27 protein-coding genes are annotated in these 25,427 nt (G+C 65.9%); 12 read left to right on the top strand and 15 right to left on the bottom strand.

Annotated features, from left to right (window positions below):
* Positions 1-25: 25 nt before the first annotated feature.
* Entirely contained in the window at positions 26-1,294 is a 1,269-nt protein-coding gene (locus CMASS_RS10130) for an ATP-binding protein (RefSeq protein ID WP_027018735.1), read from the bottom strand.
* A 116-nt stretch (positions 1,295-1,410) separates the two neighbouring features.
* On the opposite strand from CMASS_RS10130, the gene CMASS_RS10125 reads away from it, so the two are divergent.
* On the top strand, positions 1,411-1,581 hold the full coding sequence (locus tag CMASS_RS10125; protein WP_156831812.1) for a DUF3072 domain-containing protein: 171 nt from the start codon (positions 1,411-1,413) through the stop codon (positions 1,579-1,581).
* On the opposite strand, the gene CMASS_RS10120 is transcribed toward CMASS_RS10125, so the two are convergent.
* Entirely contained in the window at positions 1,578-2,834 is a 1,257-nt protein-coding gene (locus tag CMASS_RS10120) for an NAD(P)/FAD-dependent oxidoreductase (RefSeq protein ID WP_022863333.1), read from the bottom strand. The two genes, CMASS_RS10125 and CMASS_RS10120, sit on opposite strands and share 4 nt — an antisense overlap.
* A 136-nt stretch (positions 2,835-2,970) precedes the next feature.
* Here CMASS_RS10120 and CMASS_RS10115 point away from each other — a divergent pair, with 136 nt between their 5' ends.
* Positions 2,971-3,318, top strand: coding sequence for a hypothetical protein (locus CMASS_RS10115; RefSeq protein WP_156831811.1), 348 nt, complete (start codon positions 2,971-2,973; stop codon positions 3,316-3,318).
* Positions 3,319-3,420: 102 nt separating this feature from the next.
* Here the strand turns inward: CMASS_RS10115 and CMASS_RS10110 are convergent, their stop codons facing one another.
* Positions 3,421-4,401 (bottom strand): MDR family oxidoreductase, encoded by a 981-nt coding sequence (locus tag CMASS_RS10110; RefSeq protein WP_022863331.1) that lies wholly within the window; start codon positions 4,399-4,401, stop codon positions 3,421-3,423.
* A gap of 98 nt (positions 4,402-4,499) precedes the next feature.
* Positions 4,500-5,246, bottom strand: a complete 747-nt coding sequence (locus CMASS_RS10105) for a hypothetical protein (protein ID WP_022863330.1) — start codon at positions 5,244-5,246, stop codon at positions 4,500-4,502.
* Positions 5,247-5,294: 48 nt separating this feature from the next.
* Between CMASS_RS10105 and CMASS_RS10100 the strand changes: the two genes are divergently transcribed.
* On the top strand, positions 5,295-5,813 hold the full coding sequence (locus CMASS_RS10100; protein ID WP_022863329.1) for a VanZ family protein: 519 nt from the start codon (positions 5,295-5,297) through the stop codon (positions 5,811-5,813).
* Positions 5,814-5,816: 3 nt separating this feature from the next.
* Here CMASS_RS10100 and CMASS_RS10095 read toward each other — a convergent pair whose 3' ends face one another.
* Positions 5,817-6,860, bottom strand: coding sequence for an ABC transporter permease (locus CMASS_RS10095; protein WP_022863328.1), 1,044 nt, complete (start codon positions 6,858-6,860; stop codon positions 5,817-5,819).
* Between the two features lie 142 nt (positions 6,861-7,002).
* On the opposite strand from CMASS_RS10095, the gene CMASS_RS10090 reads away from it, so the two are divergent.
* Together CMASS_RS10090 and CMASS_RS10085 are read left to right on the top strand one after the other, a co-directional pair.
* Positions 7,003-7,554: a TetR/AcrR family transcriptional regulator gene (locus CMASS_RS10090; protein WP_084684430.1), complete on the top strand. Its 552-nt coding sequence runs from the start codon at positions 7,003-7,005 to the stop codon at positions 7,552-7,554.
* 67 nt (positions 7,555-7,621) lie between these two features.
* Positions 7,622-7,978, top strand: a complete 357-nt coding sequence (locus CMASS_RS10085) for a YPDG domain-containing protein (RefSeq protein WP_022863326.1) — start codon at positions 7,622-7,624, stop codon at positions 7,976-7,978.
* Here CMASS_RS10085 and CMASS_RS10080 read toward each other — a convergent pair.
* Genes CMASS_RS10080 through CMASS_RS10070 form a run of 3 tightly spaced genes read right to left on the bottom strand, consistent with a single transcriptional unit; the run spans position 7,960 to position 10,701 of the window.
* Positions 7,960-8,931 carry an NAD(P)-binding domain-containing protein gene (locus CMASS_RS10080; RefSeq protein WP_022863325.1) on the bottom strand — a complete coding sequence of 324 codons (972 nt, stop codon included), beginning with the start codon at positions 8,929-8,931 and terminating at the stop codon, positions 7,960-7,962. The two genes, CMASS_RS10085 and CMASS_RS10080, sit on opposite strands and share 19 nt — an antisense overlap.
* On the bottom strand, positions 8,928-9,533 hold the full coding sequence (locus tag CMASS_RS10075; RefSeq protein ID WP_022863324.1) for a response regulator: 606 nt from the start codon (positions 9,531-9,533) through the stop codon (positions 8,928-8,930). The genes CMASS_RS10080 and CMASS_RS10075 overlap by 4 nt, the downstream gene beginning before the upstream one ends.
* A complete protein-coding gene (locus CMASS_RS10070) occupies positions 9,508-10,701 on the bottom strand; it encodes a sensor histidine kinase (protein WP_022863323.1) in 1,194 nt (397 codons plus the stop codon). Before CMASS_RS10070 ends, CMASS_RS10075 begins: the two co-directional genes overlap by 26 nt.
* A gap of 111 nt (positions 10,702-10,812) precedes the next feature.
* Here CMASS_RS10070 and CMASS_RS10065 point away from each other — a divergent pair, with 111 nt between their 5' ends.
* Entirely contained in the window at positions 10,813-11,856 is a 1,044-nt protein-coding gene (locus CMASS_RS10065; RefSeq protein WP_022863322.1) for an ABC transporter permease, read from the top strand.
* 1 nt (position 11,857) lies between these two features.
* Positions 11,858-12,532, top strand: coding sequence for an ABC transporter ATP-binding protein (locus tag CMASS_RS10060; RefSeq protein ID WP_022863321.1), 675 nt, complete (start codon positions 11,858-11,860; stop codon positions 12,530-12,532).
* A 19-nt stretch (positions 12,533-12,551) separates the two neighbouring features.
* On the opposite strand, the gene CMASS_RS10055 is transcribed toward CMASS_RS10060, so the two are convergent.
* The 3 genes from CMASS_RS10055 to CMASS_RS10045 all read right to left on the bottom strand — a co-directional run bounded on the left by CMASS_RS10055 (position 12,552) and on the right by CMASS_RS10045 (position 14,847).
* A complete protein-coding gene (locus CMASS_RS10055) occupies positions 12,552-13,661 on the bottom strand; it encodes an HNH endonuclease signature motif containing protein (protein ID WP_022863320.1) in 1,110 nt (369 codons plus the stop codon).
* Positions 13,662-13,824: 163 nt separating this feature from the next.
* Positions 13,825-14,028, bottom strand: a complete 204-nt coding sequence (locus CMASS_RS10050) for a hypothetical protein (RefSeq protein ID WP_022863319.1) — start codon at positions 14,026-14,028, stop codon at positions 13,825-13,827.
* Between the two features lie 18 nt (positions 14,029-14,046).
* Entirely contained in the window at positions 14,047-14,847 is an 801-nt protein-coding gene (locus CMASS_RS10045; RefSeq protein ID WP_022863318.1) for an Fpg/Nei family DNA glycosylase, read from the bottom strand.
* A 72-nt stretch (positions 14,848-14,919) separates the two neighbouring features.
* On the opposite strand from CMASS_RS10045, the gene CMASS_RS10040 reads away from it, so the two are divergent.
* Positions 14,920-16,416: a DUF1846 domain-containing protein gene (locus CMASS_RS10040; RefSeq protein ID WP_022863317.1), complete on the top strand. Its 1,497-nt coding sequence runs from the start codon at positions 14,920-14,922 to the stop codon at positions 16,414-16,416.
* Positions 16,417-16,434: 18 nt separating this feature from the next.
* Entirely contained in the window at positions 16,435-17,349 is a 915-nt protein-coding gene (gene trhO, locus CMASS_RS10035; protein WP_022863316.1) for an oxygen-dependent tRNA uridine(34) hydroxylase TrhO, read from the top strand.
* On the opposite strand, the gene CMASS_RS10030 is transcribed toward trhO, so the two are convergent.
* The 4 genes from CMASS_RS10030 to CMASS_RS10015 are packed head-to-tail and all read right to left on the bottom strand — an operon-like array spanning position 17,346 to position 20,814.
* Positions 17,346-18,833, bottom strand: a complete 1,488-nt coding sequence (locus CMASS_RS10030) for a bifunctional ADP-dependent NAD(P)H-hydrate dehydratase/NAD(P)H-hydrate epimerase (protein ID WP_022863315.1) — start codon at positions 18,831-18,833, stop codon at positions 17,346-17,348. The two genes, trhO and CMASS_RS10030, sit on opposite strands and share 4 nt — an antisense overlap.
* Before the next feature lie 19 nt (positions 18,834-18,852).
* Positions 18,853-19,314, bottom strand: a complete 462-nt coding sequence (locus tag CMASS_RS10025; protein ID WP_022863314.1) for a hypothetical protein — start codon at positions 19,312-19,314, stop codon at positions 18,853-18,855.
* Positions 19,311-20,294: a universal stress protein gene (locus CMASS_RS10020; protein WP_022863313.1), complete on the bottom strand. Its 984-nt coding sequence runs from the start codon at positions 20,292-20,294 to the stop codon at positions 19,311-19,313. Before CMASS_RS10020 ends, CMASS_RS10025 begins: the two co-directional genes overlap by 4 nt.
* Positions 20,295-20,304: 10 nt before the next feature.
* Complete coding sequence (locus CMASS_RS10015) at positions 20,305-20,814, bottom strand: MarR family winged helix-turn-helix transcriptional regulator (RefSeq protein WP_022863312.1); 510 nt, start codon at positions 20,812-20,814, stop codon at positions 20,305-20,307.
* 109 nt (positions 20,815-20,923) lie between these two features.
* Between CMASS_RS10015 and CMASS_RS10010 the strand changes: the two genes are divergently transcribed.
* From CMASS_RS10010 to CMASS_RS10000, 3 genes are all read left to right on the top strand, one after another.
* Positions 20,924-21,304 (top strand): DUF5318 family protein, encoded by a 381-nt coding sequence (locus CMASS_RS10010; RefSeq protein WP_022863311.1) that lies wholly within the window; start codon positions 20,924-20,926, stop codon positions 21,302-21,304.
* 93 nt (positions 21,305-21,397) lie between these two features.
* A complete protein-coding gene (locus CMASS_RS10005) occupies positions 21,398-23,725 on the top strand; it encodes a transglycosylase domain-containing protein (protein WP_022863310.1) in 2,328 nt (775 codons plus the stop codon).
* Positions 23,691-25,235 carry a glycosyltransferase family 87 protein gene (locus CMASS_RS10000; RefSeq protein ID WP_084684429.1) on the top strand — a complete coding sequence of 515 codons (1,545 nt, stop codon included), beginning with the start codon at positions 23,691-23,693 and terminating at the stop codon, positions 25,233-25,235. Before CMASS_RS10005 ends, CMASS_RS10000 begins: the two co-directional genes overlap by 35 nt.
* Positions 25,236-25,427: the final 192 nt, after the last annotated feature.

Below are 25,427 nucleotides of genomic sequence, written 5' to 3'. Positions count from 1 at the left end.
CGGTTTGCAGACCGCTCCTGCACGCTTAGCCGAGGAGTGCCAGCGGCACCACCGCCACCCCGTCGGGCCGGCGGTAAGCAAAAGGCCCGGCGGTAATGACGATCTTGTCAACGAGACGCTCCCCGAGCTTCTCCCCGAGCCAGTGCAGGTGCCGCACATCTCGGTCGTTGGGCGTTGGCTTCACTTTCACCTCGAAGGCGAGGACGGCGCCGTCGTAACGCTCCAGGATGAGGTCAATTTCCTGCCGTCCCTGTTGCGTGCGCAGGTGGGACGTCTGCGCCTCTTCTGCCTGGCCCGCGGTGCGGACGGTCAGCGTTGCGAGCGACTCGAAGAGCTGGCCAAACAGCTCCCAACTGCCGGGCGCTTGGGACACCAGCTTTTGCGGGGTCGCGTTGAGCAACGCGGCGGCGATTCCTGGGTCGAACACTTGGTGCTTGGGCGCGGTAGTTAGACGCTTGAATGGCGACTGGTTCGGGAACCACGCGGGAACCGGGTCCAGAAGCCAGAGCTGCGACAAGACGTCCCGGTACCCCAATGCGGCGTCTTTGGAGATTTTCTCGCTCTCGCCGGGAGTGGCCGCATCGAGGAGTTTCGAATATTGCGTCGTGGTCGACGACGCAGCCGCGTAGGCGGCCCACCACCGCCGGAGAGCGTCTGGTTTGCGGACCAACAGGCCCTGCTCGGGGACGTCGCGATCAATAACTCGCCGGATATAGGACGAGATCTGCTCGCGTCGCAGACGATCGCTGCGGTTAAACACCCCCGGTAAGCCCGTTGAGCAGATGGCCTCGGCGTAGTCCTCCACACGCCACTCGGTCTGACCGGAAACGTCGGCGGTCCCACCGAAAAGCGCTCCGATAGGGACCGCGGGGTGGGCACCCAGCCGTTCGGCCACGGAAAGTGGCCGCATTTTCAGCGACAGAATACGACCCGCTCCCGAGTGGGTATCCGTACCCGCGATGGGTGTGGCGCTGCCGGTGAGGAAATACTTGGTGGGAACATCGGCGTCGACATTGCGTCGTACTGCGTCCCACACGTGGGGCAGGTGCTGCCACTCATCGAGGCAGACTGCGTTCTTGCCCACGAGAAGTGAATCCATATCCGCATCGAGAAGAGCGCGTTCGTTGGGGCGGTCCAGCCGGAAAGTCTGTTCGACGCGCCGCATTGCTGTCTCCGATTTTCCGACGCCTTTGGCTCCTTCAACCGCGATTGCGGGCGCTTCGTTGAGCTGATCTAGCTCCGTGTCAATGTACCGTTCGAGGTAGTTTTCAGCGGCCGATTCGTTACCCATCATAAACTGCAGTGTAGCAACGAAAACGTCGTTTCCCACACCTTCTAACCGTCTTCTTACACACTCACTAACCGTCGTTTCCCGCACGTCTTAACCGTCTTCTCACACAGTGCGAGCGGCTGACTGTTGAGGACCTGGGCAACTGGGTTAGCGGCGATGAGCCGATGACTGAGGCTCAGAAGTCTTACCTGGACTCCCTGGCCAAGGAGGCCGGCGAAGAGCTTCCCGCCGACCTCACCAAGGCGCAGGCCTCTGAGCACATCGATCGCCTGCAGGGCAAGAAGAACTAAAAAGCTCGCGCGGCGGCGAGGCTGCTTTCGATGGCGCCGTGGATGGAGCCGGTTGCGCGGTAGTCGCCGGCGAGCAGGATGTGGTCGCCTACCCGGGCGGGTTCGGTCTTGTGCGAGGGCGCGGGCTGTGCCGGCAGGGCGTGCTCGATGTCGTCGCGGGCGAGGAGATCCCACTTCGCGGTATCGGCGCCCGACAGGTATGCCGCGTGGCGGCGGGCCTCGTCGTCTGAGACCGTCTCGCCCGGTTTGATGAGCGCCGACGCCGAGACCAGCGGGGTCCCGTCCGGCGAATACGACGGCACCGAGTTGGTCACGATGGTGGAGTTCACCAACGGCCCGCGCTTCGTGCCGTCCACCGCGATGAATGGCTCCGAGCTTGGCGCTTCATCCGCGCGGAACCACCACGTGGTTAGCCCGCGGGTTCCGTAGGGAAGGTTCTCGGGGGCATCGTCAAGCGAGGCGATCAACGATCTGGCAACCTCCGGGCCGACCGCAACAATGACCTCGCGGGCGTCGATAGAATCGCCGCCGGCGGTTCGTACGGTGGCGCCAGAATTGGTCTCTTCAATTTTTTCAACTGGGGTTTCCAGCGAAATCCGCGCGCCGACCTTCTTGGCCTTCGCCGCAAGCTGCTCCGGGAGGGCCTGGACCCCGCGGGCGGGAAGGCCCGGTTTGCCGTAGACGAAGAGTGCGGCGAGGAACTGTACGACCTGGTTTGAGGTCTCGAGCTCGTCCTCCGCGACCACGCCGGGCAGGAACGTCTCGAGGACCTCACGGCGCAGCGGGCCATCGATGCCGAGTTCATCCCAGGCCTTGCCCACCGCCTTGTCGCCCGGCTTACCCAGCACCTTCGTCGGGCCGAGCAGCGCTGGGGTGAGCCAGCGCGCGATGTTGATTAGCTCCTTCGGCTGCAGCAGCCCGCTGGTTAGGCCCCGCGGTGCCTGTAGCGGCTGGAAGAAGGGGTGGGCGAGGAGCTTCAGACCATCCTCGCGCCGGACCTTCACACCGGAGCCGAAAGAGTGGATGTCCAGGGCGTCGAGATCCGCCACCTCGCACAGCGCCGGGTACGCGGGGTTGAGCAGCTGGAAACCGCGGTCGAGGATGAATCCGTCAACCGTGCGGGAGCGCTGGCGGCCGCCCACGGAGTCCTCGCGCTCCAAAACAACGACCTCGCGGCCGCGGTCCGCCAAGGTCTTCGCAGCGGTGAGCCCGGCCAGGCCCGCGCCGATGACAACGACGTCTGTGTTCGCCATGTCGGGTGCTCCTTCCGCGTGGCGGTTCTTTCGTCGCACACGCTGTTGGTTCTGTGCGCGCGATGGTACCGTGTTGCGCACCTCGCCGTTGATCGCTAAAAGCCGGCGGGCAATATCCGCGGATTCGAGGCCAGAAATGAGTAAAGAACGCAGCGCGTATCTATACCGGTTCATTCCTGCTGTGTGGACCGCGTTCCTTATCTTCCCCTCTTCTGCAGCGGAGAAGCTCGGCGGCTGGCGGGCGCTCTATGCGGACCAGGCGTGGTACGTATGGGTGACCATTGGCTGTGGTCTGCTTGCTGCTGCGTTTTCGCTGGCGGTGGCTGGGAAAACGGCAGCGCCGCGCGCACATCTGGCCCGCACTGTTTTTATCTTCGCGGCGGCGGTGCTTATCGCTTTAGCCCTCGTGTCCAACGTCGGCCGCGTGCTACTCGTCGTCCTTGCACTCGCGTGGTTTTTCTCCCTGGGCCGCGCGAACCGGTAGCTGAGGACGGGTCAGCGCGCGTTTCAGGCCATTTTCACCCGAAAACCTCGCCGTTCGGGCCGAAAATTCCTGTTTTCTAGCACGGGCCCTAGCGTTGGGCGGTTAGTCGGCGTCGATCTCGACCACGGCGCGGCCGTGCCACGTGCCGGCGAGCAATTGCTTGCCGATGCCCGGCGCATCGTCCATCCCCACCGTCTGCGTGAAGGTCCTCAGCTTCTCCACGTCGAGGGTTTCGGCCAAAAGCTCCCATGCGGCATCGCGCAGGTGCGCCGGGGCGTCAACGGAGTTCACGCCGGCGAGGTGGACGCCGCGCAGGATGAACGGGAGGACGGAGGCGGGTAGGTCGTTGCCGGCGGCCATGCCGCAGGCGGTGACCACGCCGCCCCAGCGCACCTGCGCGATCGCGTTGGCCAGGATGGTGGAGCCGACCGTGTCCACTACCCCGCCGAAACGGGTCTTTTGCAGCGGCTTTCCGGCCTCGGAAAGCTCGGCTCGGTCGATGACCTCGCTCGCGTCCAGGTCGCGGAGGTAGTCGCCCATCTCGTCGGCGCGCCCGGTGGCGGCGACGGTCTCGTAGCCACGGGCGGACAGCAGCTGCAGGGCGATGGAGCCGACGCCGCCGGTGGGGCCGGTGACGAGGATCGGACCATCGGCAGGCGTGTCCATTGCCTTCTGGGTGCGCTCCAAAGCGTCGACGCTGAGCGCCGCGGTGTAGCCGGCGGTGCCGATGGCGGCGGCGGTCCAGGCATCGAAACGCGCGGGCACGCGGGTGACCTGGGAGGCATCGATACGCATCCGCGGGGTAAACCCGCCGTGGCGGCGCTCGCCGATGCCGTGACCGTTGACCGTGACCAGGGTGCCTTCCTCCAGCGAGGGGGACTCGAGGACGGTGCCCACGGCATCGATGCCGGGCACGAGCGGCAGGGTGCGCACCACGCCCCTGTTGCCGTCGAGGGCCATGGCGTCCTTGTAGTTCATGGACGAGTGGCTCACTGCGATGAGCGTGTCGCCCGCGCCGGCGTGCTCGTCGGGGGTCTCCACGGTCTCGAGGCCGGATTCAGTTACCAGCAGCGTGTTAGTCATACGTGTGAGTGTAGGACGCGCCGGAGGCTGACGGCAGGGGTTTAGGTGCACCGAAAGTAACAGTGAAACTTTTAAAGTGTGAAAGTTTCACGCAAACTTTAAGAGTTATGCAGCTTCGCGCGCTGCAGCGCCATGTCCCAGTAGCCGGCGGCGACGGTGAGGAAGACGGGGCCATCGACAATCGCGCCGGGTGTAGGTTCCAATTCCGGCGGGAAGACCAAGGTGATGAGCCCGGCGGGCGTTGCGACCGTGGAGACGGCGAAACTCTGCCCGGTCAGGGCGTTGCGGCGCGTGTCCACCTCGCGGAGCTCGGCCGTCAGGAGGCCGTACGGTCCCACTGCGGCGGCGTCGCCCTCGGAGTAATAGGTCTCCAGCGACGGGGAGAACAAAAACGCCGGCTCGTCGAGCGTGGAGTCGCTGTCCGCCCGCCAGGTATCCGCGTCCGGGTAGAGCTGGGCTTGCGTGACGATGCCCACCAGTTGCCCCGCTGCCCGCAGTCGCTCATTGGGAAGCGCGAAAGCCTCGTCGCTGGCCGCTGCGACCTGGTTGAATACCGGCCCGTTGGGGTCGACGGCGCGGCGCAGTTCCACCGCGGTGACGTGCGGGCTGACCCGGAACACGGAGCTTTCCACCGTGGTATCGGCGGCAAAGCCGGGGCAGGCGAGGAACTGATTGCCGGTGCGAAACAGCGTGACGCGCGGGCCGGACGGATCTTGGTAGACGTGCGCGGCGTCGAAGCCGGCGGCGGGAAACGCCTGCATGCCTGTCTCGCCGAGTACGGCCTTGCGGAGAGCCTCGTCGTCGGGGAAATCGAAACCTAAGGTGGCCAATTCGCGGGAAACCATGTGGTCAGCTTAACCGCGCGTCCAGTTGCGGGACGTACGTTGCAGGGAATGACATCTGCAGCAGCAAAGCCGTCCCGCTGGAGCGCCTTCCCGATTCTGCTCTTGGTGGGGCTTGCCACCTTGGGCAAACCGTGGCTGGACATCCCCGGTTTTCTCTCCGGGGCGGCGCACCGTCAGCGCAGCCTGGACCTGCAGCTTTTCGATGCCTTCCAGTACCCCACCGTGTGGTACCTGCCGTGGCTCAACACCGTGGGCAACGTCGCGTTGTTCCTTCCCCTAGGCGCGCTCATCGCGGCGCGATACCGGCGGCCGGTGCGGGCCGTGGGGATAGCGACGGTGGTCAGCGCCGCAGTGAGTCTTGTCATCGAGACGGCGCAGTTCGTGTTCGCCATCGGCTACACGGACGTCGATGACCTGCTGGCGAACACGGTGGGCGGCATGCTCGGTGCGGTGCTGCTGGTGGCGCTCCCCCGCCGGTTTGCGCGCCGTGGCCTGTGGGTGGCCGGCGCCGGTGCGGCGGTGGCGAGCGCGGCCGTCATCGCGGTGATGGCCGCCGAGCACCTTTAACTTTTAGGCCGTCGCCGGCTGCGTCGCGCCAGCCGTGGACTCGTGGCGGCCTTGGCCGCGGTCCTTCAGTGCGGCGAGCCCGTAGAGAACCAACCCGAAGATGAGCCAGCCGACAAGCGTCCACCAGTGGCTGGCGGTGGAGGCCTCCGGGAAGTAGTTCACGCTGCGGATGAGCCAGGCGCCCGCGCCGTTCGGGATGTGCTGACCCAGCGCGCCGGACCAGCCCGGCAGGAACTGCGGCGGGAAGGCCGGGGCGGCCAGCGGCGTGCCGATGAGCATGACCAGCACCACGCCGAGCGCGAAACCGGGCGCGCCCAAAAGTGACTTCAATCCGGAAATAGTCGTGGTCAGGGCGGCGAACACCATGGTGAATACGCCCCAGGTGGCCCAGAAGTGGCCATCGACAAGGCCCAGCACTGGGTCGATGACGGTGGTGGCAAGAAGGCCGGCCAGCGGGCAGTAGATGGCCAGGGACAACAGGCGGAATGCCTTGCGGTGCTGGATGAACGAGTTCATCGCGGCGCCGATCATCGAGCCGATGGCCAGCGGGGCGACGACCATGGTCATGGCCATGCCGTTCGGGTCCGAGTCACTTAGCGGGACCACGTCGGCGACGGGGACCTCGACGTCCGGGACTTTGTCGGCAGGCACGCCCTTCGCCTCGGCGGCGGCATGCGCCTTCTGGTTGGCCGCCTGCTGCACGCCGTCGGCCACGCCGGTCATGATGCCGTGGGTGGCGGAGCTGGCGGCCGAGGCGGTCATGACCTCAGGTTTTTCGCCCAAGACGATGGCGCCGTAGGCGTCGCGGGACTTGATGGCCTGCTCGGCATCGTCACGCGAGTCCATCTCGTGGAACTCGAACAGTCCCGGCTTCTTCTCGTTGAGTTGGTCTTCCATCTGGTGGACTGCCTGGTCCTCGCCCACGACGGCGATGTCGACGTCGCGCGGTTCCATTTTGGCGTACGGCCAGAGGAAGGACATGACAAAAAGCGCCACGATAAAGGGCGCACCCAGGCCGATGGCCAGGGCTTTCTTCCAGCTGCTCATGCGATGCTCCTGACTGTGTAGGGCCCAGCGCGGGGCCGCGGTCATTTCAACGGACGTTGACATTAGACCGTTGCGCGTGCTTGAGTCAACAGGTGTTGATAAAAATTCTGTATCGCCTCGCAGGCTGGTTAGAGTGAGGGTTATGGCAGATCGGGAGATGACGCGAGCGCAGCGGACGCGGCAGCTGATTTTCGATGCTGCGTGTGAGCGGTTCGCGGAAGTGGGCTACGAGGCCACGACGATTCGCAGCGTGGCCAAGACGGCCGGGGTGGACCCGGCCCTGGTCATCCGGTACTTCGGGAGCAAGCAGGGGCTTTTCGATGAAGTCGCCGCCGGCATCGACATCGTCGGCAGCGCTCTATTTCGGGCGGGCGATGCGCGCGAGCTGGTGCGCACCTACCTAGAGATGTGGCAAGACGATCAGCACGGCCCGCGCCTGCGGGCGCTCGTCCGCGCGGGGCTCGGGTCGGCCCACGCGTCGGACCGGCTGCGGCAGTTCATCTTCGCCAAGTTCGAAGGGTTCGAGGCACTGCCCCACTTCTCTAAGGATCGCTTCCCGTTCGCCGGTGCCGCGCTTTTGGGTATTGCCTCCGGTTACTTCCTGGTGGGCAGTGCCCTGCTGGAGAAGTACACGATCGACGAGGTGGTCGACATCGTCGCGCCGGGCATTGAGAAAATTCTCGACATGGACTAGTAAATGAAAACGGTTTTCAGTAAGGTGTCTGGGGTACCACCCGTACCCCAATCCGAAAGGACCTGACATGAAAAACCGTATCGCCGGCGTACTCGTCGCCGCAGGCATCACCGCCTTCGGCGCCGCGACCGCAAGCGCCGCCGTGGACTACCCCGACACCACCGAGCTCACCAAAGGTGAGCCTGTGACCGTCTCCCAGACTGGGGACAACCCGGCCGGCACCGAATACCAGCTGTTCGACTGGTCCTTCCAGAAGTGGGCGGCCGAGCAGGGCTGGACCGTCACCATCAACCCGGAGACCGGCGATGTCACCATCACCGCCGGCGATGGCGCCCAGACTGGGGACCGGCACATCGTGCGCGTCAAGGCCATCGAGCCGAACGGCCAGGTCAACACCGCCGAGGTCTACACGGTGGTCAAGTAGTCCCGAATTTCTTGGGCCGTGCGCTTGGCAAAGGGCGCGACTCCCGTGATGGTCGCCGAACCCGGACCGGTCCACGTGCCGTACCCCACGAGGTAGAGGCGTGGGGTATCGCGCACGTGACGGAACGGCCCGAGCGTGGGCCGAAACCCGGTGCACCAGATGAGGTGGTCGGTCTGCACCTCATCGAGGGAGTCAAACATTGGCGTGCTCTCCAAAAGGCCCGCGTCGCGGGCCTTTTTCACTGCCGGCACCACGACGATGTCGCCGAGTTCGCTTTCCGAGCCCGGGTCCTCCTCCCCGCGCAGCATGGCGTTCAGGCGTTCCCGGTTGCGCCGGAAGAGGACCCGGCCATCCACGTCGTCGGGCATCCACCGCGGCGCGCCGCGGGTGTACCAGGTGACGTCGCCCACGGCATCGTCAAGCAGCAAATCCGCGGCGATCTGGGCGCCGGAGTTGGCTCCCCCGACCACGGACACGCTCGCGCCATGGAACGGCGACGAGCCCGGATACGTCTTCGTGTGCCACTGCCGGCCGGGAAACGACCCCGGGTACGCCGGGATGAACGGCGTCGACCACGTCCCCGTCGCGCCGACTACCGCCCGCGCGGTGTAGCCGCCGACCGAATACAGCCCGGTATCCTCCGCATAGTCCACCCGATCCACGCGCACCCCGTGACGCACGGGCAGGTCGTAGTGCCTTTCGTACTGCGTGAGGTAGTCGATGACGTGGCTGGCGGGTGGGAAGCCGTCGACGCGGGGCATCGGCAAGCCTGGCAGGTTGGACGCCGACGCAGGCGAAAACAGCGTCAGCGTGTCCCACGCGTGGCGCCAGCTGCCGCCGGGGGCCTCGGCGTCGTCGAGGATGACAAAGTCCACGCCGAATTTCTTCAGGTAATACCCCGTGGCCAGGCCCGCCTGTCCCCCACCGACAACAACGCAGTCGAGAGCTGTCACACCAGCTTCCTTTCCCGCGCCACGTTCACCGCCGCCGTCCGGTTGTCCACGCCCAGCTTCTGATAGATGTGAATCAAATGCGTTTTCACGGTCGCCTCCGAGATGAAAAGCCCCTGCGCCAGCTGCTTATTGCTCGCGCCGGTGGCCAGGGCCTTCAAGATCTCAATCTCCCGCCCAGACAGCGCCTCGCGCGGGCGGACAACCCGCTCGGCCAGCTGCGCCGCGACGTCGGGCGCGAGGGTGCGCTTGCCGCTCGCCGTGGCCACGATGGCCGCGTGGAGGTCGTCTTCCGGCGCGTCTTTGAGCAGGTAGCCCAAAGCGCCGGCCTCCACCGCGGCGACGATGTCGGCCTCCGTGTCGTACGTGGTGAGGATGAGCACCGGCGGGCCGCCACGCTCCACCACGCGCCGGGTGGCCGCGATGCCGTCCACCTGGGGCATCTGGATGTCGCAAACCACGACGTCGACCTCGGCGGGCATATCGTCGACCGCCGCGCCCGTGGAGCCTTCGGCCACGACCTCTAAGTCTGGGAAACTATCGACGATGGCGCGCAGCCCCGCCCGGACCACTGGGTGGTCATCCAGCAACATCACGCGAATCAAGCGTCCTCCTTCCCAGCGGCACCCGGGCGCTCAGGGCCGTGCCTGAGCCCGGGCCGGGTGACAGTTCTAGACTCCCGCCCAGCGTAGCGACGCGCTTGCGCAGCCCCGTCAACCCGTAGCCGGCAGGGTTATCGCCCACTCCCCTGCCGTCGTCCACGACGTCGACTGCCACCTCGTCTGAGAACGCCTCGACCGTGACCACGGTGCGCCGGGCGGCGGCGTGTTTGACCACGTTGTTCAAGCCCTCTTGCACGACCCGCACGACCGCGTCGTGCACGTCCGTGGGAACGCGCAGACCGTCGGCGACGCGCAGCTCGAACTGGGTGTGCTCCCCCAGCGCGCGGCCGCGGCGGCGAAACGCCTCCACGATGCGGCCCAGTTCGTCCGCCAGTCCGGCGCGGCGGTCGTTGAGGTCGCGCACAAAGCGCCGCGCCTCCTGCAGATTCTCCTGCGCGACGTCGTGAATCGTGTCCAGCTGCTCGGACACGCGCTCCCTATCGTCCAGCGAATTCTTCGCCGCCCGGGACACCAACACGAGCGAGCTAAAACCCTGCGCGAGGGTGTCATGAATCTCCCGCGCGAGCCGCTCCCGCTCCTCGAGGCGCCCCGCCTGGTGCTCCGCGGCGACGAGCTGTTCCTGCGTGGCCCGCAAGCGCTTGGCGATGTCCCGGTACCGCCGCGCCTCCCCGTGCAGCGCCGAATACGCCGCCGCGACCCCGACCGCGAACAGCGTGCCCACCGCCGGACCGACCACCGAGGCGGTCGTCATCTCCCCGGGGAGCAACACCGCCAGTCCCCACAATGAGATAGGGCCGACAAACCGCGTCTGCCGCGGAGACAGGTAAAAGTGCAAAAACACCAGCGGGAACTCGAGCCATACGAAGTCGGGCGATAGGCTCGCCAGCCCGATCCACAACCCCGTGATAGCTCCTAGCCACACAGCCGCCCACCGCCGCGAGGTCGGCCGGTCCGCGAGCACCTGGCGGCGCTCCACCACCGTCCCGGCGAGGTACACGGCGCCCAAGACGGCGGCCAAGACTAAGGTCAGGGCGACGGGGGCATCGTCAAGCGCACGCACCGTGCCGAAGACCAGCAGGAACGCGAACATGACGTGGAGGCCCACGCGCACGCCGGCGAGGATGCGGGGCAAAGTGTCGGAGGTATCCACCCGCTTCAACCTACAAGCGGACCGGTGGAGGCGGCATCAACCAGTCGGTTGATTGGGAAATAAGCCAGCGACCCGATTATTTACCTGGCCTGCTCGAACAGGATTAGAGACATGTTTCTAAGCCTGAGAGATATCGCCTACGCCCGCGGCCGGTTCGCGCTCATGACCGGCGTCGTCGGGCTCATCACGTTGTTGCTCGTCATGCTGTCCGGCCTGACTGGTGGTCTGGGCAAGCAAAACACCTCCGGTCTGGAGGCGCTCAGCCCGGACCGGTACATCTTCACCTCCGAAAAACCGTCGTTTACGGAATCTGCCGTGACTGCCGATGACCTCCAGTCCTGGAACGACGTCGACGTCACTCCCCTGGGCGTGGGTCAGACGCGCCTGGAGGGAGACACGGCCACGAGTGTCGGCGTCTTCGGACTGCCGGCCCAGACCGCTATCCCCGACTCCGACGCGACGGTCCCAGACCAAGGTCTGGTCGTGTCTCAGGCGGTGGCCGACGACGCGGGTGCCGATGTCGGCTCCACCGTCGAACTCGGCGGCACCCAGCAAAAGGTCGTCGGCGTAGTCCCAGACTTGGAGTACTCGCACTCCCCACTCGTCTGGGCGTCGACCGCCACCTGGCAGGCCGCGACCCACGCACCCGACGGGACGGTGGGCACCGTCATGCTGGCCAACGGCGACGCGGACTGGGACGCGCTGGCGGACCAACGCGGCGACGTTGCCGCCACCACCTCCAAGGCCTTCGATGGGCTGGAGGCCTACAAGTCTGAGCAAGGCTCGCTGCTGACCATGCAGGGGTTCCTTTACGCCATCTCCGCGCTGGTCACCGTCGCCTTTTTGACGGTGTGGACCATCCAGCGCACCCGGGACTTGTCTATTTTGCGCGCGCTCGGGGCATCGGGAAGCTACCTGCGCCGCGATGCGCTGGGCCAGGCCGCCATCGTGGTCGGCGTCGGGGCGCTCGGGGGCGCGCTCGCCGGCTGGGGTCTGGGCGCGCTGGCCGCCGGCACCGTGCCTTTCGACCTGTCCGTTGTCACCGTCGTGGCGCCCGCTGTGGGCATCTGGGCCCTCGGCATGGCCGGCGCCTGGCTGGCCACCCGCCACGTCGCACAGACCGATCCGCTTCTCGCATTGGGAGGAAACGCTTAACATGACCGCTTTACTGCTTGACGATGTCTCCGTCGTCTTCCCCGACGGCACCACCACCGTTACCGCTCTAGACCACGCGCGCCTGACCGCCCAGCCGGGTGAGATGACCGCCATTGTCGGCGCCTCCGGCTCCGGTAAATCCACTCTCCTGTCCGTGGCAGCGGGGCTTATCGTCCCCAGCTCCGGAACCGTCGAGGTCGGCGGGATCGAGCTGGGCAGCGACGAAGCAACCCGGTCGCGGGTGCGGCGGGAAAACATCGGCATTGTCTTCCAACAGCCGAACCTCATCGCCTCACTGAAGGTCAGGGAGCAGCTGCTGCTCATGGATCACATCCGCGGCCGGCGGATGCGAAAGGACCGCGCTGATGAATTGCTTGGATTGGTAGGTCTGGACGGGTTCGGTGACCGCCGTATGAACCAGCTGTCCGGTGGTCAGCGGCAGCGCGTCAACATTGCCCGGGCGTTGATGAACGACCCGCGCTTGCTGCTTGCCGATGAACCCACCTCCGCCCTCGACAGCGAGCTGTCCCGGGAGATCGTCGAGCTTTTGCAGCGCCTGACCCGCGATCTGGACGTGGCCACCGTTATGGTCACTCACGACCGCGAACAGGCAGACGCCGCCGACCAGGTCGTGGAAGTCGCGGACGGACAAACACGCCTGGCGGTACCGGCGTAGAAGCCGATACCGCTGCCTGTTAAGACTGCTGCGCCCACACTCTTCCTGATTTTTGGGTGTGGATCCCATCGTTGTATTGCGGTGGGCCACCATCCGGTGGGTGCCAGCATGGGTGGCCGTCGGGGTCTTTTCCTATCCGGCCGTTTCTGGGCGGGCTGTTGGGGTTGTCGTCGTTCCTGGCGTTGTGCGGCCCGCACAGTGCCACGAGGTTGTTGAGGTTGGTTTTCCCGCCGTTTTTCCAGGCGGTGATGTGGTGGGCTTTGGCGTAGATGGCTTTTCTGCGGCAGCCGGGCCAAGCACATTCGCCTTGGTCGATAGCCAGCATCATCCGCTGCTTGGTGTTGGCGAAGCGTTCGAGGCGGTGGAGGTTGACTGGTTGGGCGTTGTGGTCGTAGATCATCGCCCACCCGAACCGGCCGAGCTGGCTATTTAGGTAGGACTGGGTGTCGATGATCGTGCCGTCGGTGGCGACGAGTTCGCCGTTGCCGTTGCCGACTAGGTCTTCGGCTTTGACCAGAAACGTCGGCTCCGGGGTCTTTTCTTCGCCGCGGCTTGTGTGTGCGGTGCCTTTCAGTAGTGTCCAGATGGCGTTGCCCATGGCGATGTCTTCTGGCACGGTACCGCGTTTGGCGGTCATGCGGCGGATCTTCTTTTCTAGTAGTGCCATTTCGGCGGCCGGTAGTTTCAGTAGGGCGGTTCGTCTGCCGGTGGCGTCGATGTCGCGGCCGATGATGAGGCTGCGTGCGGGTGTGGTTCCGGTTTTGCGGTTGAGTTCGCGCACGCGGTTGCGGGCGTATTCGCGCAGCTGGTCGATGGTCAGTTCGTGGCGTTGGGCGAGTTCTAGCCATAGTTGCCAGCGGGTGATGTTGGCGTCGCGGTGGAGTTGGCGGGCGGCTTTGTGGATCACCTGCAAACGCGTAATCGGAAACTCGGCGGCGTGCTCCAACACCTGGGCGCGTACTTTCGGTTCGGAGCACGGGCCGAACAGACTGCGGCCTATCGCGGTGTAGGACCGGGTGGTGGCAGCATCAAGACCCGCGGAGGCGGAAAGGCCGTGGCGGTAGGCCAGTTCGGCGACGGCTATTCCGAGCCGTGCCAGGCGGGACAGTAGGTCTGCTGCGTCATTCACGCCTGTGAAGCTAAGGCCCGCCCCAGCCGGTGGCAAGCCCACGCACCTCAGGCCTGTGGATAACCCCGCCACACGAGGAGAATTCCACAGAAACCGCCCTTTTCCCGCGCCACAACGCCGGACAAGTAGCGCCACACCACAAAACGCGGTATAGCGCCCCAGACTAGCGCCGCAGACGCCCCACCAGACCGCCGACGATAAGAACGGCCACGATGATGATGATCCACCGAACGATCATCGGCAGGTCGAAGTGAGTCTGCAGGTAGCCAGACAAGAAGTAAGACACGGCCAGGGTCGCCACGATGGAGATGATGGACCAGAGAAGATTGCTGCCGCCGCCGGACGGCTGGTTATCAGGAGTGCTCATGCCGCCGCAGTGTACCGATTATTCTCCCTGACAGTCTGGGCACCAGAACAGATTCCGCCCCTCCACCACGGCAGACGCAATGGGCGTGCCGCACACGTAGCAGGGGTCGCCGGCGCGGCGGTAGACGTAGACTTCCCCGCCGTGGTCGTCCTTGCGCGGCGGCCGGTCCATGGCCTCGGGGGAATGCTCGTCGCGCACCGTATCGATCCGCCCGCGGGAAACGCCGATGCGCATAAGCTCCACCAGGTCGTCCCAGACCGCGCGCAACTCGCCCAGACTGCAGTCTCGCCCCGCCCGAAACGGACTAATGCCCTGCCGAAACAGCGTCTCCGCCCGGTAAATATTTCCCACCCCGGCATAAAGCTGCTGGTCCATCAGCAGCGAGCCAATGGTCCGCCGCGAACGCCTTACGCGGGCGAAGACTGCGTCCGGGGAGGCATCGTCACGCAGCGGGTCCTCCCCGGCCTTCTCACAGACCCGTGCGTAGTCATCGTCAGTGATAAGCCGGCACCACTGCGGCCCGCGCAGATTGGCCGCCTGCTCCCTATTGGCCACCCGCAGGCGAATCTGCCCGCGGAAATTGTCTAGGTCCTCGAACGTGAAGTGCCCGATGAGCCCCAGGTGGATGTGGATGATGTGCCCGTTGGAAAAGTGCAGGAACAAATGCTTGCCGATGGCATCTGCTTGCTCCAGCACGGTGGCATCGACAAGCGCGGCTTCCGGAAACCTTCCCTGCGGGCTGGTCACACTGAGCGGCTGGCCGCGGAATTCGGCGTTGAATCGGTGCGCAAGACGGTGGAGAACGTGACCTTCAGGCATGTATTGAGACGGTATACCGGCGTGTAAACTCAACGGGCGTACATTATGGCGCACGCGTGTGGGGAAGGTTTGATGACGCGGAAAATCGGCTTTGACCGGGAAAAATACATCGAACTCCAATCCGAGCACATCAATGCCCGGCGCCGCGAGATGGGCGGCAAGCTCTACCTGGAAATGGGTGGCAAGCTCTTCGACGACATGCACGCCTCCCGCGTGCTGCCCGGGTTTACCCCCGACAACAAGATCGCGATGCTCGAGCGCATTCGCGACGACGTGGAAATCCTCGTCTGCATCAACGCGAAGGACGTGCAGCGCCAGAAGACGCGCGCGGACCTGGGGCTGCTGTACGAGGATGAGGTGCTGCGGCTTGTCGATGTCTTCCGGGACCGCGGCTTCTTAGTCAAAAACGTCGTGATGACCCAGCTGGAAGACGGCGACGAGCTGGCTGAGGTCTTCATTGAGCGCCTGGAGCGGCTGGGGATCACGGTCGCCCGGCACCGGATCATCCCCGGCTACCCGACGAACATCGACCGGATCGTCTCTGAGGAAGGTCTGGGGCAAAACGACTTCGTGGAGACCGAGCGCGACTTGGTCGTGGTCACGGCCCCGGGGCCGGGGTCAGGCAAGCTGGCGACCGCGCTGTCGCAGATTTACCACGAGCACCAGCGCGGCAATAACGCGAGCTACGCCAAGTTCGAGACGTTCCCCATCTGGAACCTGCCGCTGGAGCACCCGGTCAACCTCGCCTACGAGGCGGCGACGGTGGATCTCAACGATTCCAACGTCATCGACCACTTCCACCTGTCCGCGCACGGCGAGTCTGCGGTGAATTACAACCGCGACGTCGAGGCGTTCCCGCTGCTGCGCTCCCTGCTCGAGCGCGTGACGGGCGGGGTGCCGTATGCCTCCCCGACCGACATGGGCGTGAACATGGTGGGCTACTGCATTGTCGATGACGCCGTGTGCCGCCAGGCCGCCGGCCAGGAGATCGTGCGCCGCTACTTCAAGGCGTTGGTGGAAGAAGCGCGCCACGGGTGGGACAGCACCCAGTCGGACCGTGCCGCCGTGGTGATGACCAAGGCGGGCATTACTGTCGATGATCGCGCCGTCGTCGCCCCCGCCCGCGCCAAGGCCGAGGCGACCGGCGAGCCCGGCTGCGCCATTCAGCTGCACGACGGGACGATCATCACCGGCCGCACCTCGCCGCTTCTGGGCTGCTCGGCGGCGATGCTGCTCAATGCCCTCAAGCACCTCGCCGGCATTGACGATGACCGCCACCTCCTCTCCCCCGAATCCATCGAGCCGATCCAGACGCTGAAAACCCGGCACCTAGGGTCGCAGAACCCGCGCCTGCACACCGACGAGGTGCTCATTGCCCTGTCGGTGTCTGCGGCGAAGGACGACAACGCGCGGCGCGCGCTCCACGTTATCCGGGAGCTGGAAGGCTGCGACGCGCACACCACGACGATTCTGGGATCGGTGGATGAGGGCATCTTCCGCAACCTGGGCGTGCTGGTCACCTCGGACCCGGTCTTTGCGCGCAAGCGCCGACTGTTCCAGAAACGCTAAGCGGTAGGGTCACAACGCATGAGCGTCGGCAAGATTCTCCTGTACTACTGCTTCACCCCGCTCTCCGATCCCACGGCCATCAAGCTGTGGCAGCGTGACCTGTGCGAGTCACTGGGCCTCACCGGTCGCATCCTGGTGTCCAAGCACGGCATCAACGGCACCGTGGGCGGCGACATCGACGCGTGTAAGCGGTACGTGAAAAAGACGCGCGAGTACCCGGCCTTTAAAAAGATGGAGTTCAAGTGGTCGGAGGGCAGCGCGGACGACTTCCCGCGCCTGTCGGTGAAAGACCGCGAAGAGATCGTGGCCTTCGGCGCCCCAGACGAGCTGGAGGTTGACCAAGACGGCGTGGTCGGCGGCGGCACCCACCTCAAACCGGAACAGGTCAACGAGTTGGTCGCCGAGCGTGGCGATGACGTCGTCTTCTTCGACGGGCGCAACGCCATGGAGGCGGAGATTGGCAAGTTCAAAAACGCCGTGGTGCCCGACGTAAAGACCACCCACGACTTCATCGCGGAGTTGGAGTCCGGCAAGTACGACTGGATGAAGGATCGCCCGGTGGTCTCGTACTGCACGGGAGGCATCCGCTGCGAGGTGTTGTCCGCGCTGATGAAAAACCGCGGGTTCAACGAGGTCTACCAGATTGACGGCGGGATTGTCCGCTACGGCGAAAAATACGGCAACGACGGCCTGTGGGAAGGCTCGCTCTACGTCTTTGACAAGCGCATGCACACCGAATTCGGCATGGGCGTAGAAGACCCCGGGTTTATCCAGCTCGGCCACTGCGTGCACTGCGGCACGCCGACGAATACCTTCCGCAACTGCATCAACGAAGACACCTGCCGGCAACAGGTGCTGATTTGCGATGACTGCGCCCAGCACATAGAAACCTCCCACTGCGGGAGGGAGGGCTGCGCCGCGAGCCTGACCTAACGGGCGGTCGCCTCGCGGACGAACTCGGCGATGCGGCTGGCCGGCGCGGGGGCGTCGCCGTAGGGGGTCTGGGCGGCCCGCTTAGCCGCGACCGCGTGAACGGAGACTGCCTCGACCCTAGTCTGGGCGGCCTCAGAGCCCGGCAGCGCGAGCCGCGCGCCCGCAATCCCAGACAACACGTCGCCCGAGCCCGGCGTCGCCGCCCAGGAGTGACCGGCATCGACGACGAAAGCTTCGCGCGAGACTATGATGGTGGACCGGCCCTTGCGCAGGATGGTGGCGCCGAGTTCCCGCGCCAGCTCCATCGTCTCCGTCAACCGGTCTGCGTGCGGAACACCCACCGCCTCCTGCAGCCGAGCGAACTCGCCGTCGTGCGGGGTCAGCACGGTCTCTTTCTCACGGTCGCGGAGAAGTCGGCGCAGGTCGGGGGACTGGGCGAGGAGGGTGAGCCCGTCGGCATCGACAAGCACCGGCACGTCCTGGCGCAGGATCCACTCCAGCTCGGCGGTGTCCTCCGTGCCCGCGCCGGGGCCGAAGACCCAGGCTTGGACGCGGCCGGCGTCCTCCAACTTTTCGGTGACGACGACTTCCGGGTGGCGGCGCACGACCTCGAGCGCCTGCGGGCCGACGTAGCGCACCATGGCCGGGGTGGCGTTGACCGCGCCCGCCACGGACAAAAGCGCCGCGCCGGGGTACTGACCGCTGCCTGCCCGGATGCCCACGACGCCGCCGGAGTACTTGTCGTCGGTGGGCGAGGGCTCCACCGACCGCGCGCTGACTTTCGGGAGGGTCACAATGCCCTCGGGGAGCTCGAGGTCGGCGGGGAGCACGGCCCGGTTAGCCAGGACGGACGGTGGACCGTCGTCGGCCCGGACCGGGAGTCCCTCAACAAGGCGGGCGCCAAGCTCTGAGATGTCCGCCAGCAGCTGCAGCCCACACTCCGGCGCGAGCGCGTGGGCGCGGCGCCAGCCGCCGAAGGTGAGGGTGGCGTCGGCAGTCACGTGCAGCTCGCCGGCCTCGCCGGTATCTGCCGCGACGCCGGACGGGACATCGACACTCAGCACACGGGCCTGACTCCGCTGCGTGTAGCCGACCACGGCGCGCAGGTTGTCCCGCAGCCCCGCCGAACCGCCGATGCCCGTGATGCCGTCGATGATGAGGTCAGGTTCCGGAAGGTCGTCGGGGAGCGTGCCTCCCGCGTTGGTGAAAGCGGCCAGCGCCCGGTCGTGGGCCTTACCGGCGGTGAGGTGGGCGGCCACGCGTATGCCCGCCAAAGCCAGCTCGGCGCCGGCATAGAGGGCGTCGCCGCCGTTGCCTCCCGGGCCCGCGAGAATGAGAACTTCGCGGGGGTCATACAGGCTGCGGGCGACCTCCGCCACGGCGTGCGCAGCCTTTTGCATGAGCTCGTCGGGCCGTTCGGTGCCTTCAATGAGAGGGGCCTCGGCGGCGCGGATCTGGTCGACGGTATAGGTAAGGGCATACATGCCGCCCCACCGTAGACCGTTACGCGGTGGCCAGTTGCTGCAGGATGGCCAGGCCCCAGGTCATGGCCACCGGCACCAGCAGCCAAAACACGCCCATCCACGGCCGCCAGCGCAGGTAGCCGTTGATCTTTTTCACCATGATGACCCCGCAGCCAATAAGCCCACCGAACGGGACGAGTGCGGCGACGACGGCCCAGACGTAGAGTTGCGTCTTCGTGCACAGCCAGGTGGCCTCGCCGGCCTCACACAGCGGCCCGTCCAGAGCGCGGGTGATGCACAAGGTTCCCAGCCCGACGACGAGGGAGCCGACCAGTACGGTTACCAGGTAGATCCAGGCTTGGCGTGACGATGCCCGGTTGGCCGCCGCCACCTTCACCGGGTCGGGGGAGTCGGCGAGCTCTTCCACCGTCTGCGGCTCGGGGCGCCGCCGGTTGGCAAAGTCGGCGTCGGCGGTCAAATCGTTTTCCGGGTGCTGGTTCATGCCTTCCTATTCTCCCCGGGCCGCACGAGCACCGGAACCCCCATGTGGGGAATGAGCTCGGTGGCGGTGGAGCCGATGAACACGCGCGCGAACGGCCCGAGCGGGTTGGAGCCTAAGACCATGAGGTCGCCCTTCTTCCACTTCAGCGAGTCAACCGCGCCGCCCCAGCCCGAGCCGGAGCCGATGGCGGTGGACACGGTGAGGTCGGGGAAGTTTTCCACGACGTTGTCGCGCGCGCAGTCGAGGAGCGCCAGGGAGTGCTCGCGCCACTGGTGGGCGAACTCGGCGGAGACGTCCACCTTGCTGTTCATCGGGGTGTCCATGAAACCGGACGGGGAGAAGGCGACGATGCGGAGGGGCACGCCCCAGGCATCGGCAAGCGCGGCGGCGGAACCCAAGGCGGGGTCCTCGTTGGAGCCGTGGTTGTCTGTGAAGGCAAAGTTCACGCGGGTCACACCGTGCTTGGACAGCTTCGGCTTGCGCGGGGTCAGCCCCAGCGGCACGGGGGAGTAGTGGAGCAGGGCATCGGCAGTCGAGCCCGCCAGAAAACGGCCCTTCGGGGCGGCCTGGTTGGGGCCGAGCAGGATGACGTCGGCGCCGAAGTCGGAGGCGGCGTCGGTCAGTAGGTGCGGCTTGGAGGGGCCGTCGATGAGGACGGAGTAGTCGTCGTCCCAGTAGTCTTCGGGAATTTCCGCCTCCGTGAGCGCCTTGGCCACGGTCTTGCGGCAGCGGTCGGCCTCCTTGGTGAACCACTTGCCGTACTTCCCGCCCAGCTTGTGCAGTGACGCCGCCGGCCACGGTTCGACGAAGGTACTCAAAACCCGCACGGTGATGCGTGCGGTGCGGCCTAGCCAGGCCGCGAAGTCAATGGCGTCCGCGCGTGTCGATGAAGGGTTCCACGCAATGAGGACGCGAATCGCCCGTTCGGAATCGAGGAGGGGAGTAGGGCGATGATGGGGGTGAGAGGCAGGGATAGACATTTTCTATTCATTATCGCCGGTGTCGGGGCAGGGAACCAAACCCGGAACCGTTCTCTGGCTCGTAGATCTCCGCCAGCTTGTTGATGATGTGCTCGACCTGGGTGGCCGCCTCCAGACCCTCCGGGCCGAGCCACCGCATGATCTCCGCTAGCGCGCGGGCGCGTTCGTGGGAGACGGCGTGCAGCTCCTTTTCGCCCTCCTCCGTCAAGGCGACGAGGACGCCGCGGCGGTCCTTGGTGTCGCGGGTGCGCTGGACAAGGCCACGCTGCTCCAATTGGTAGAGAGCGTTTGAGGCGGTGGGCATACGGATAAGCTCCGCGGCGGCGATGGTGCTGATGCGCGACGGACCGTGCTCTCGCAGCTGGTTCATGATGGACACCTGCGAGGTAGTCAGAGCGGATTCTTCGGACAGGCGCTGGAACAAGACGGTGAGCTTGTTGAAGGCCGGCTGCAGCTTTTCGGCGACGGCCAGCGCGTCCTCGAGGGGGACAGGGGTCTGCTGGCTAGAGTCTTGCGACATTGGGGGTGCCGGCTCCTTCCGGGAAATAGTTTGTTGAATGAAGAAAATAGTAGCGGAGCGAGTGGCGGGGGTGGTCAATTCTTCCCCCGCCGGCCTAGGATCGCCGCGTGTGACAGGCTACAAAGACTTTGCCTACAAGCACGTCGTTTCTCACGAGTGGGAGCGTGCCCAGCACGTCCGTGAGCTGCGGGATGGGCTGGCACGCCGCGAGGAGCTGTGCGATGCCGACTTCCTGCTGCGGGCCGCCGCGCGCCACCACGGCGTGGACAGTCAGCGGCAGTGCCCAGTCTGCGAGGAGACCCTGCGGCTAACGCGTTGGGTCTACGGCGAGCAGCTCGGACGCCGGGCCGGCAGCGCGCGCAGTACGGCGGAGATCTCCGAGTTCCTCGACGAGGTACCGGAATTTACCGTCCATCTCGTTGAGGTGTGCCCGCACTGTCGGTGGAACCACCTTTTGACCACGGCGACGGCCTATCGGCCGACGGGGTGAGGGGCGTGTCGTTTCCAGCGCGCCCGCAACCCAAGTAGGCTGCGACTATTGAGAAAAACTTCCTAGCAAGATTGAAGTAAAGGCGTTTTATCGGTGACCGAGAACAATAAGAAAGACGCTGCCGCTGCGGTTCCCACCCGCCGCGAAAAGGACAAGGACGGCGGGAAGAAGCGGCGTTGGCCGTGGATCGTCGGCCTCGTGCTGCTGGCGCTCATCGCGATCCCGCTCATCATGTTCGGCATCGCGTACGCGCGCTACGACGTGCCCGAACCGGAAGAGGTGGCCAGCAAGCAGATTTCCACCATCTACGCATCCGACGGTGAGACCCAGCTGGCGCGCATCGTGCCGCCGGAGGGCAACCGCTCGCACGTGGATCTGGACAAAATCCCCGACGAGGTGGAAGACGCCACGCTCGCCGCGGAGGACCGCGAGTTCTGGACCAACTCCGGCTTTTCCTTCACGGGCTTCGCACGCGCGGCCATCGGTCAGCTGACCGGCAATGACACCGCCGGCGGCGGCTCGACGATTACCCAGCAGTACGTGAAAAACACCCTGGTGGGCAACGCACACACGTACTCCCGCAAGATGCGTGAGCTGGTCTACTCGGTGAAGATGACCAACGAGTGGTCCAAGGAAGAGATCCTCAACGCCTACCTCAACACCGTCTACTACGGGCGCAACGCCTATGGCATCCAGGCGGCGGCGAAGGCCTACTTTGACAAGCCGGCCGAGGAGCTCACCCCGGAGGAAGGCGCGATGCTCGCCGGCATGATTCAGGCGCCGAGCGCCCTGGACCCGGAAAACGACCGGCAGGCCTCCGAGGACCGCTGGAATTACGTCCTCGACGGCCTGGTTGAGATGGGCGATCTCACGCCGGAGCAGCGCGCCGGGATGAAGTTCCCGGACACCCAGAACCCGGAGGACTACTCGCCGTACGTCGAAGCGACCGGCGCGAACGGCCACATCAAGGCCCACGTGATGGAGGAGCTGGAGCGCATCGGCCTCACTGAGGAGGATGTGACCACCCGCGGGTTGAACATCAAGACCACCATCGACATGAACGTCCAGCAGGCGTCTATCGATGCCGTGGATCAGAACCTCGCCCCGCTGCAGGAGGACGCGCGCTCGGCAGCGGTGACCATTGACCCGAAGACGGGCGCGGTCCGCGGCTACTTCGGTGGCCACGACCCGTCCGGCTGGGACTACGCCAACGCGCCGCTGCAGACCGGCTCCACGTTCAAGATCATGGCGCTGGCGGCCGCGCTGCAGCAGGGCATCGGCCTGGACACTCAGTACTCCTCGGCGCCGTACCAGCTGCCGGGCTCGCAGATCGTGGAGAACGCCGACGGCAACACGTGCGGCACCTGCTCGATTGCGGAGGCGACGAAGAAGTCGCTCAACACGTCCTTCCTGCGTCTGCAGGACGACCTGCGCAACAAGATGCAGGACACCGCGGACATGGCCCACGCCCTCGGCGTGGCGGAGACGGTGCCGGGCATCGAGCACACGCTGACCGAGAACGGCAAGCCGCCGTACGAGGGCATCGTGCTGGGCCAGTACCAGTCGCGTCCGATGGACATGGCCACCGCGATGGCCACCCTGGCCGACCGCGGCTCCTGGCACGAGACCCACTTCGTGGAGAAGGTCGAGGCCGCGAACGGCGACGTACTTTACGAGAACCCGAACGACGCCGAGCGCCGCGTGTCCTCCCAGGTGGCCGACAATGTCATCCAGGCCATGAAGCCGGTCGCCGCCTACTCCAATGGCGCGCTGGCTGGTGGGCGCGAGTCCGCCTCGAAGACCGGTACCTCTCAGATGGGCGACACGGGTCAGAACAAGGACGCGTGGATGGTCGGCGCGACGCCGCAGCTGGCCACCGCGGTGTGGGTCGGCACGGCCGACGGCGCCGGCCCGATCTTCAGCGCCTCGGGCGGCAACATGTACGGCTCCCGCGAGCCCACCCAGATCTGGAAGCAGATCCTGGACACCTCCCTGGCGGACGCGGACTTCGAGTCCTTCCCTGACGCGTACCCGGTCCGCTACGGCACCGTGGGCACCGGCTCTGGTCTGGGCACCGGCCCGATCGCCCCGGCGCCGGAGCAGGAGACCACCGAGGAGGACCCGGAGGATCAGACCGGCACCGGCAACCAGGCGCCGGAGCAGCCGGGTCGTCCGGAAGATAGCGAAGGCGGGGCGAACAAGCCGCCGGAGCAGAAGCCGGAGGACCAGCAGCAGCAACCGCCGCAGCCGAAGCCGGACCGTCAGCCGCAGGGTGGCGGCGGCCAGCAAAACGGCGGTCAACAAAACGGCGGCGGTGGCGGCCAGCACGGCGGCGGTGGCGGCCAGCAAGGCGGCGGCCAGCCCGACATCGACGACGCGATTGGCGATGCCCGGGAGGCCATCGAGGACCTCCTGCCGTAAGATCTGCCGGGTGATTTCACCACAGTGCACAGACCGCGTACCGCTAGGCAATGAGCCGGCGGCACGCGGTCTTGTTCGTTTTCTCGGCGGCGAGCGCGGCCGGCACGTGCGCACGGACCGCTCGCTGCTGGCCCGCCCGCTGCCGTTTGTCGTGTGCGTGGCCTACATCTTTGTGGCCCTGGGGTACTTGTCCAAGGCGGCGTGCCTGACCGGGACGCGGAAAGACGGCGGCTCGGTAGCGCTCAACTGGGACGGCAACCGCCAGTACGCCGCGGCGTGCTACTCCGACATCGTGCCGCTGTACTCGGGCCGCGGCATGGACACCGGCGGGTTCCCGTACGCGTACTCCTGGACGGATGGCGGCGCGACGCGCTACATGGAGTACCCGGTCTTGTCCGGCCTGTTCCAGGGGTTGATGGGGTTCATATCCCGGGCGACGTACGGCTTGGTCGAGTGGGCGACCGTGCCCGCGGCCGGGTGGTACTTCGCGGTCACGGCCCTGTGTATGTCCGTCATGTGGGTGGGCACCATCGTGCTGGCTTGCCGGCTTGCCGGCGCGCGGGTGTGGGACATCCTGCTGGTCGCCGCGAGCCCCCTGGTCATCGTCCACGCGTTTACTAACTGGGACATCCCCGCGATTTTCCTCGCCGTGGCGGGCTTGTACGCGGCGGCGCGGCATCGCAACGCATGGGCGGGCGTTCTTTTCGGACTGGGCGCGGCCTTCAAGCTGTGGCCGGTGTTCCTCCTCGGCGCCTTCTTCGTGCTCGCGGTGCGGGCCCGCGCCACCCGGTCGTTCATGACGATGCTGCTCGGCGCTGTTGGCGCGTGGCTCGTGGTCAACGTGCCCATCGCGCGGGCTTACCCGGAGGCGTGGGGAGAGTTCTTCCGCTTAAACAGCGAACGCTCCTGGGAGTGGACCACCATTTACGCCGTGCTGGATCGCACGTTCGGTCTCCACCCGCCCATCACGGCGGTCAACGCGTTTTCCTTCGGCGCTTTCCTGGCCTGCTGTGCCGGTATCTTCGCGCTCGGCGTGACCGCGCGTCGTGTGCCGCGCGTGGCGGAGCTGGTCTTGCTTATCCTCGTGGCGTTCTTGCTGTTCAACAAGGTGTGGTCGCCGCAGTACTCGCTGTGGCTGGTGGTCCCGGCCGTGCTGGCCCTGCCGCGGTGGCGGTTGTTGCTGTGCTGGATGCTTGCCGATGCCCTCGTCTGGCCCATCCTCATGTGGCACATGCTGGGTGCGGAAAACAAGGGCCTACCGCAGGAGTTTCTGGACATTGCGGTGCTGGTGCGTGACGGTTTCCTCGTCGCGATTGCGGTGTTAGTCCTCCGGCAGATGCTGAGCCGTAGCCAGGATAAGGTGTACGCAGCGCATCATGGTCGCGACGTAATGGCGGGAGATTTCGCACAATGGTCATCACACTCATTGGGATCGCATCCATCGCCTGCGTCCTCGCCGCGTACTACTCCTTCCAGCGCGGGCGCGATCGACGCGTCCCCGCGGCCTTAGCGGTCGCCGCCTTCGTCTTCCTCACGGTCATCCCGGTCATCGGCGCTGTGTTTTTCGCCGCACGCGGGTAGCAGACGATTTCTTTTGTCCTGTCACCTGCGCTAGTCTGATCAGGTTGCTTGACGCAACGAACCCTCCTGCCACATCCGCAAAGGTGATGTGGCCGAAACGTAAATCTAGACCATAGGAGGT

Source organism: Corynebacterium massiliense DSM 45435 (assembly GCF_028609805.1).
Lineage (GTDB): Bacteria > Actinomycetota > Actinomycetes > Mycobacteriales > Mycobacteriaceae > Corynebacterium > Corynebacterium massiliense.
This window is presented reverse-complemented; position numbering and strand designations above follow the sequence as displayed.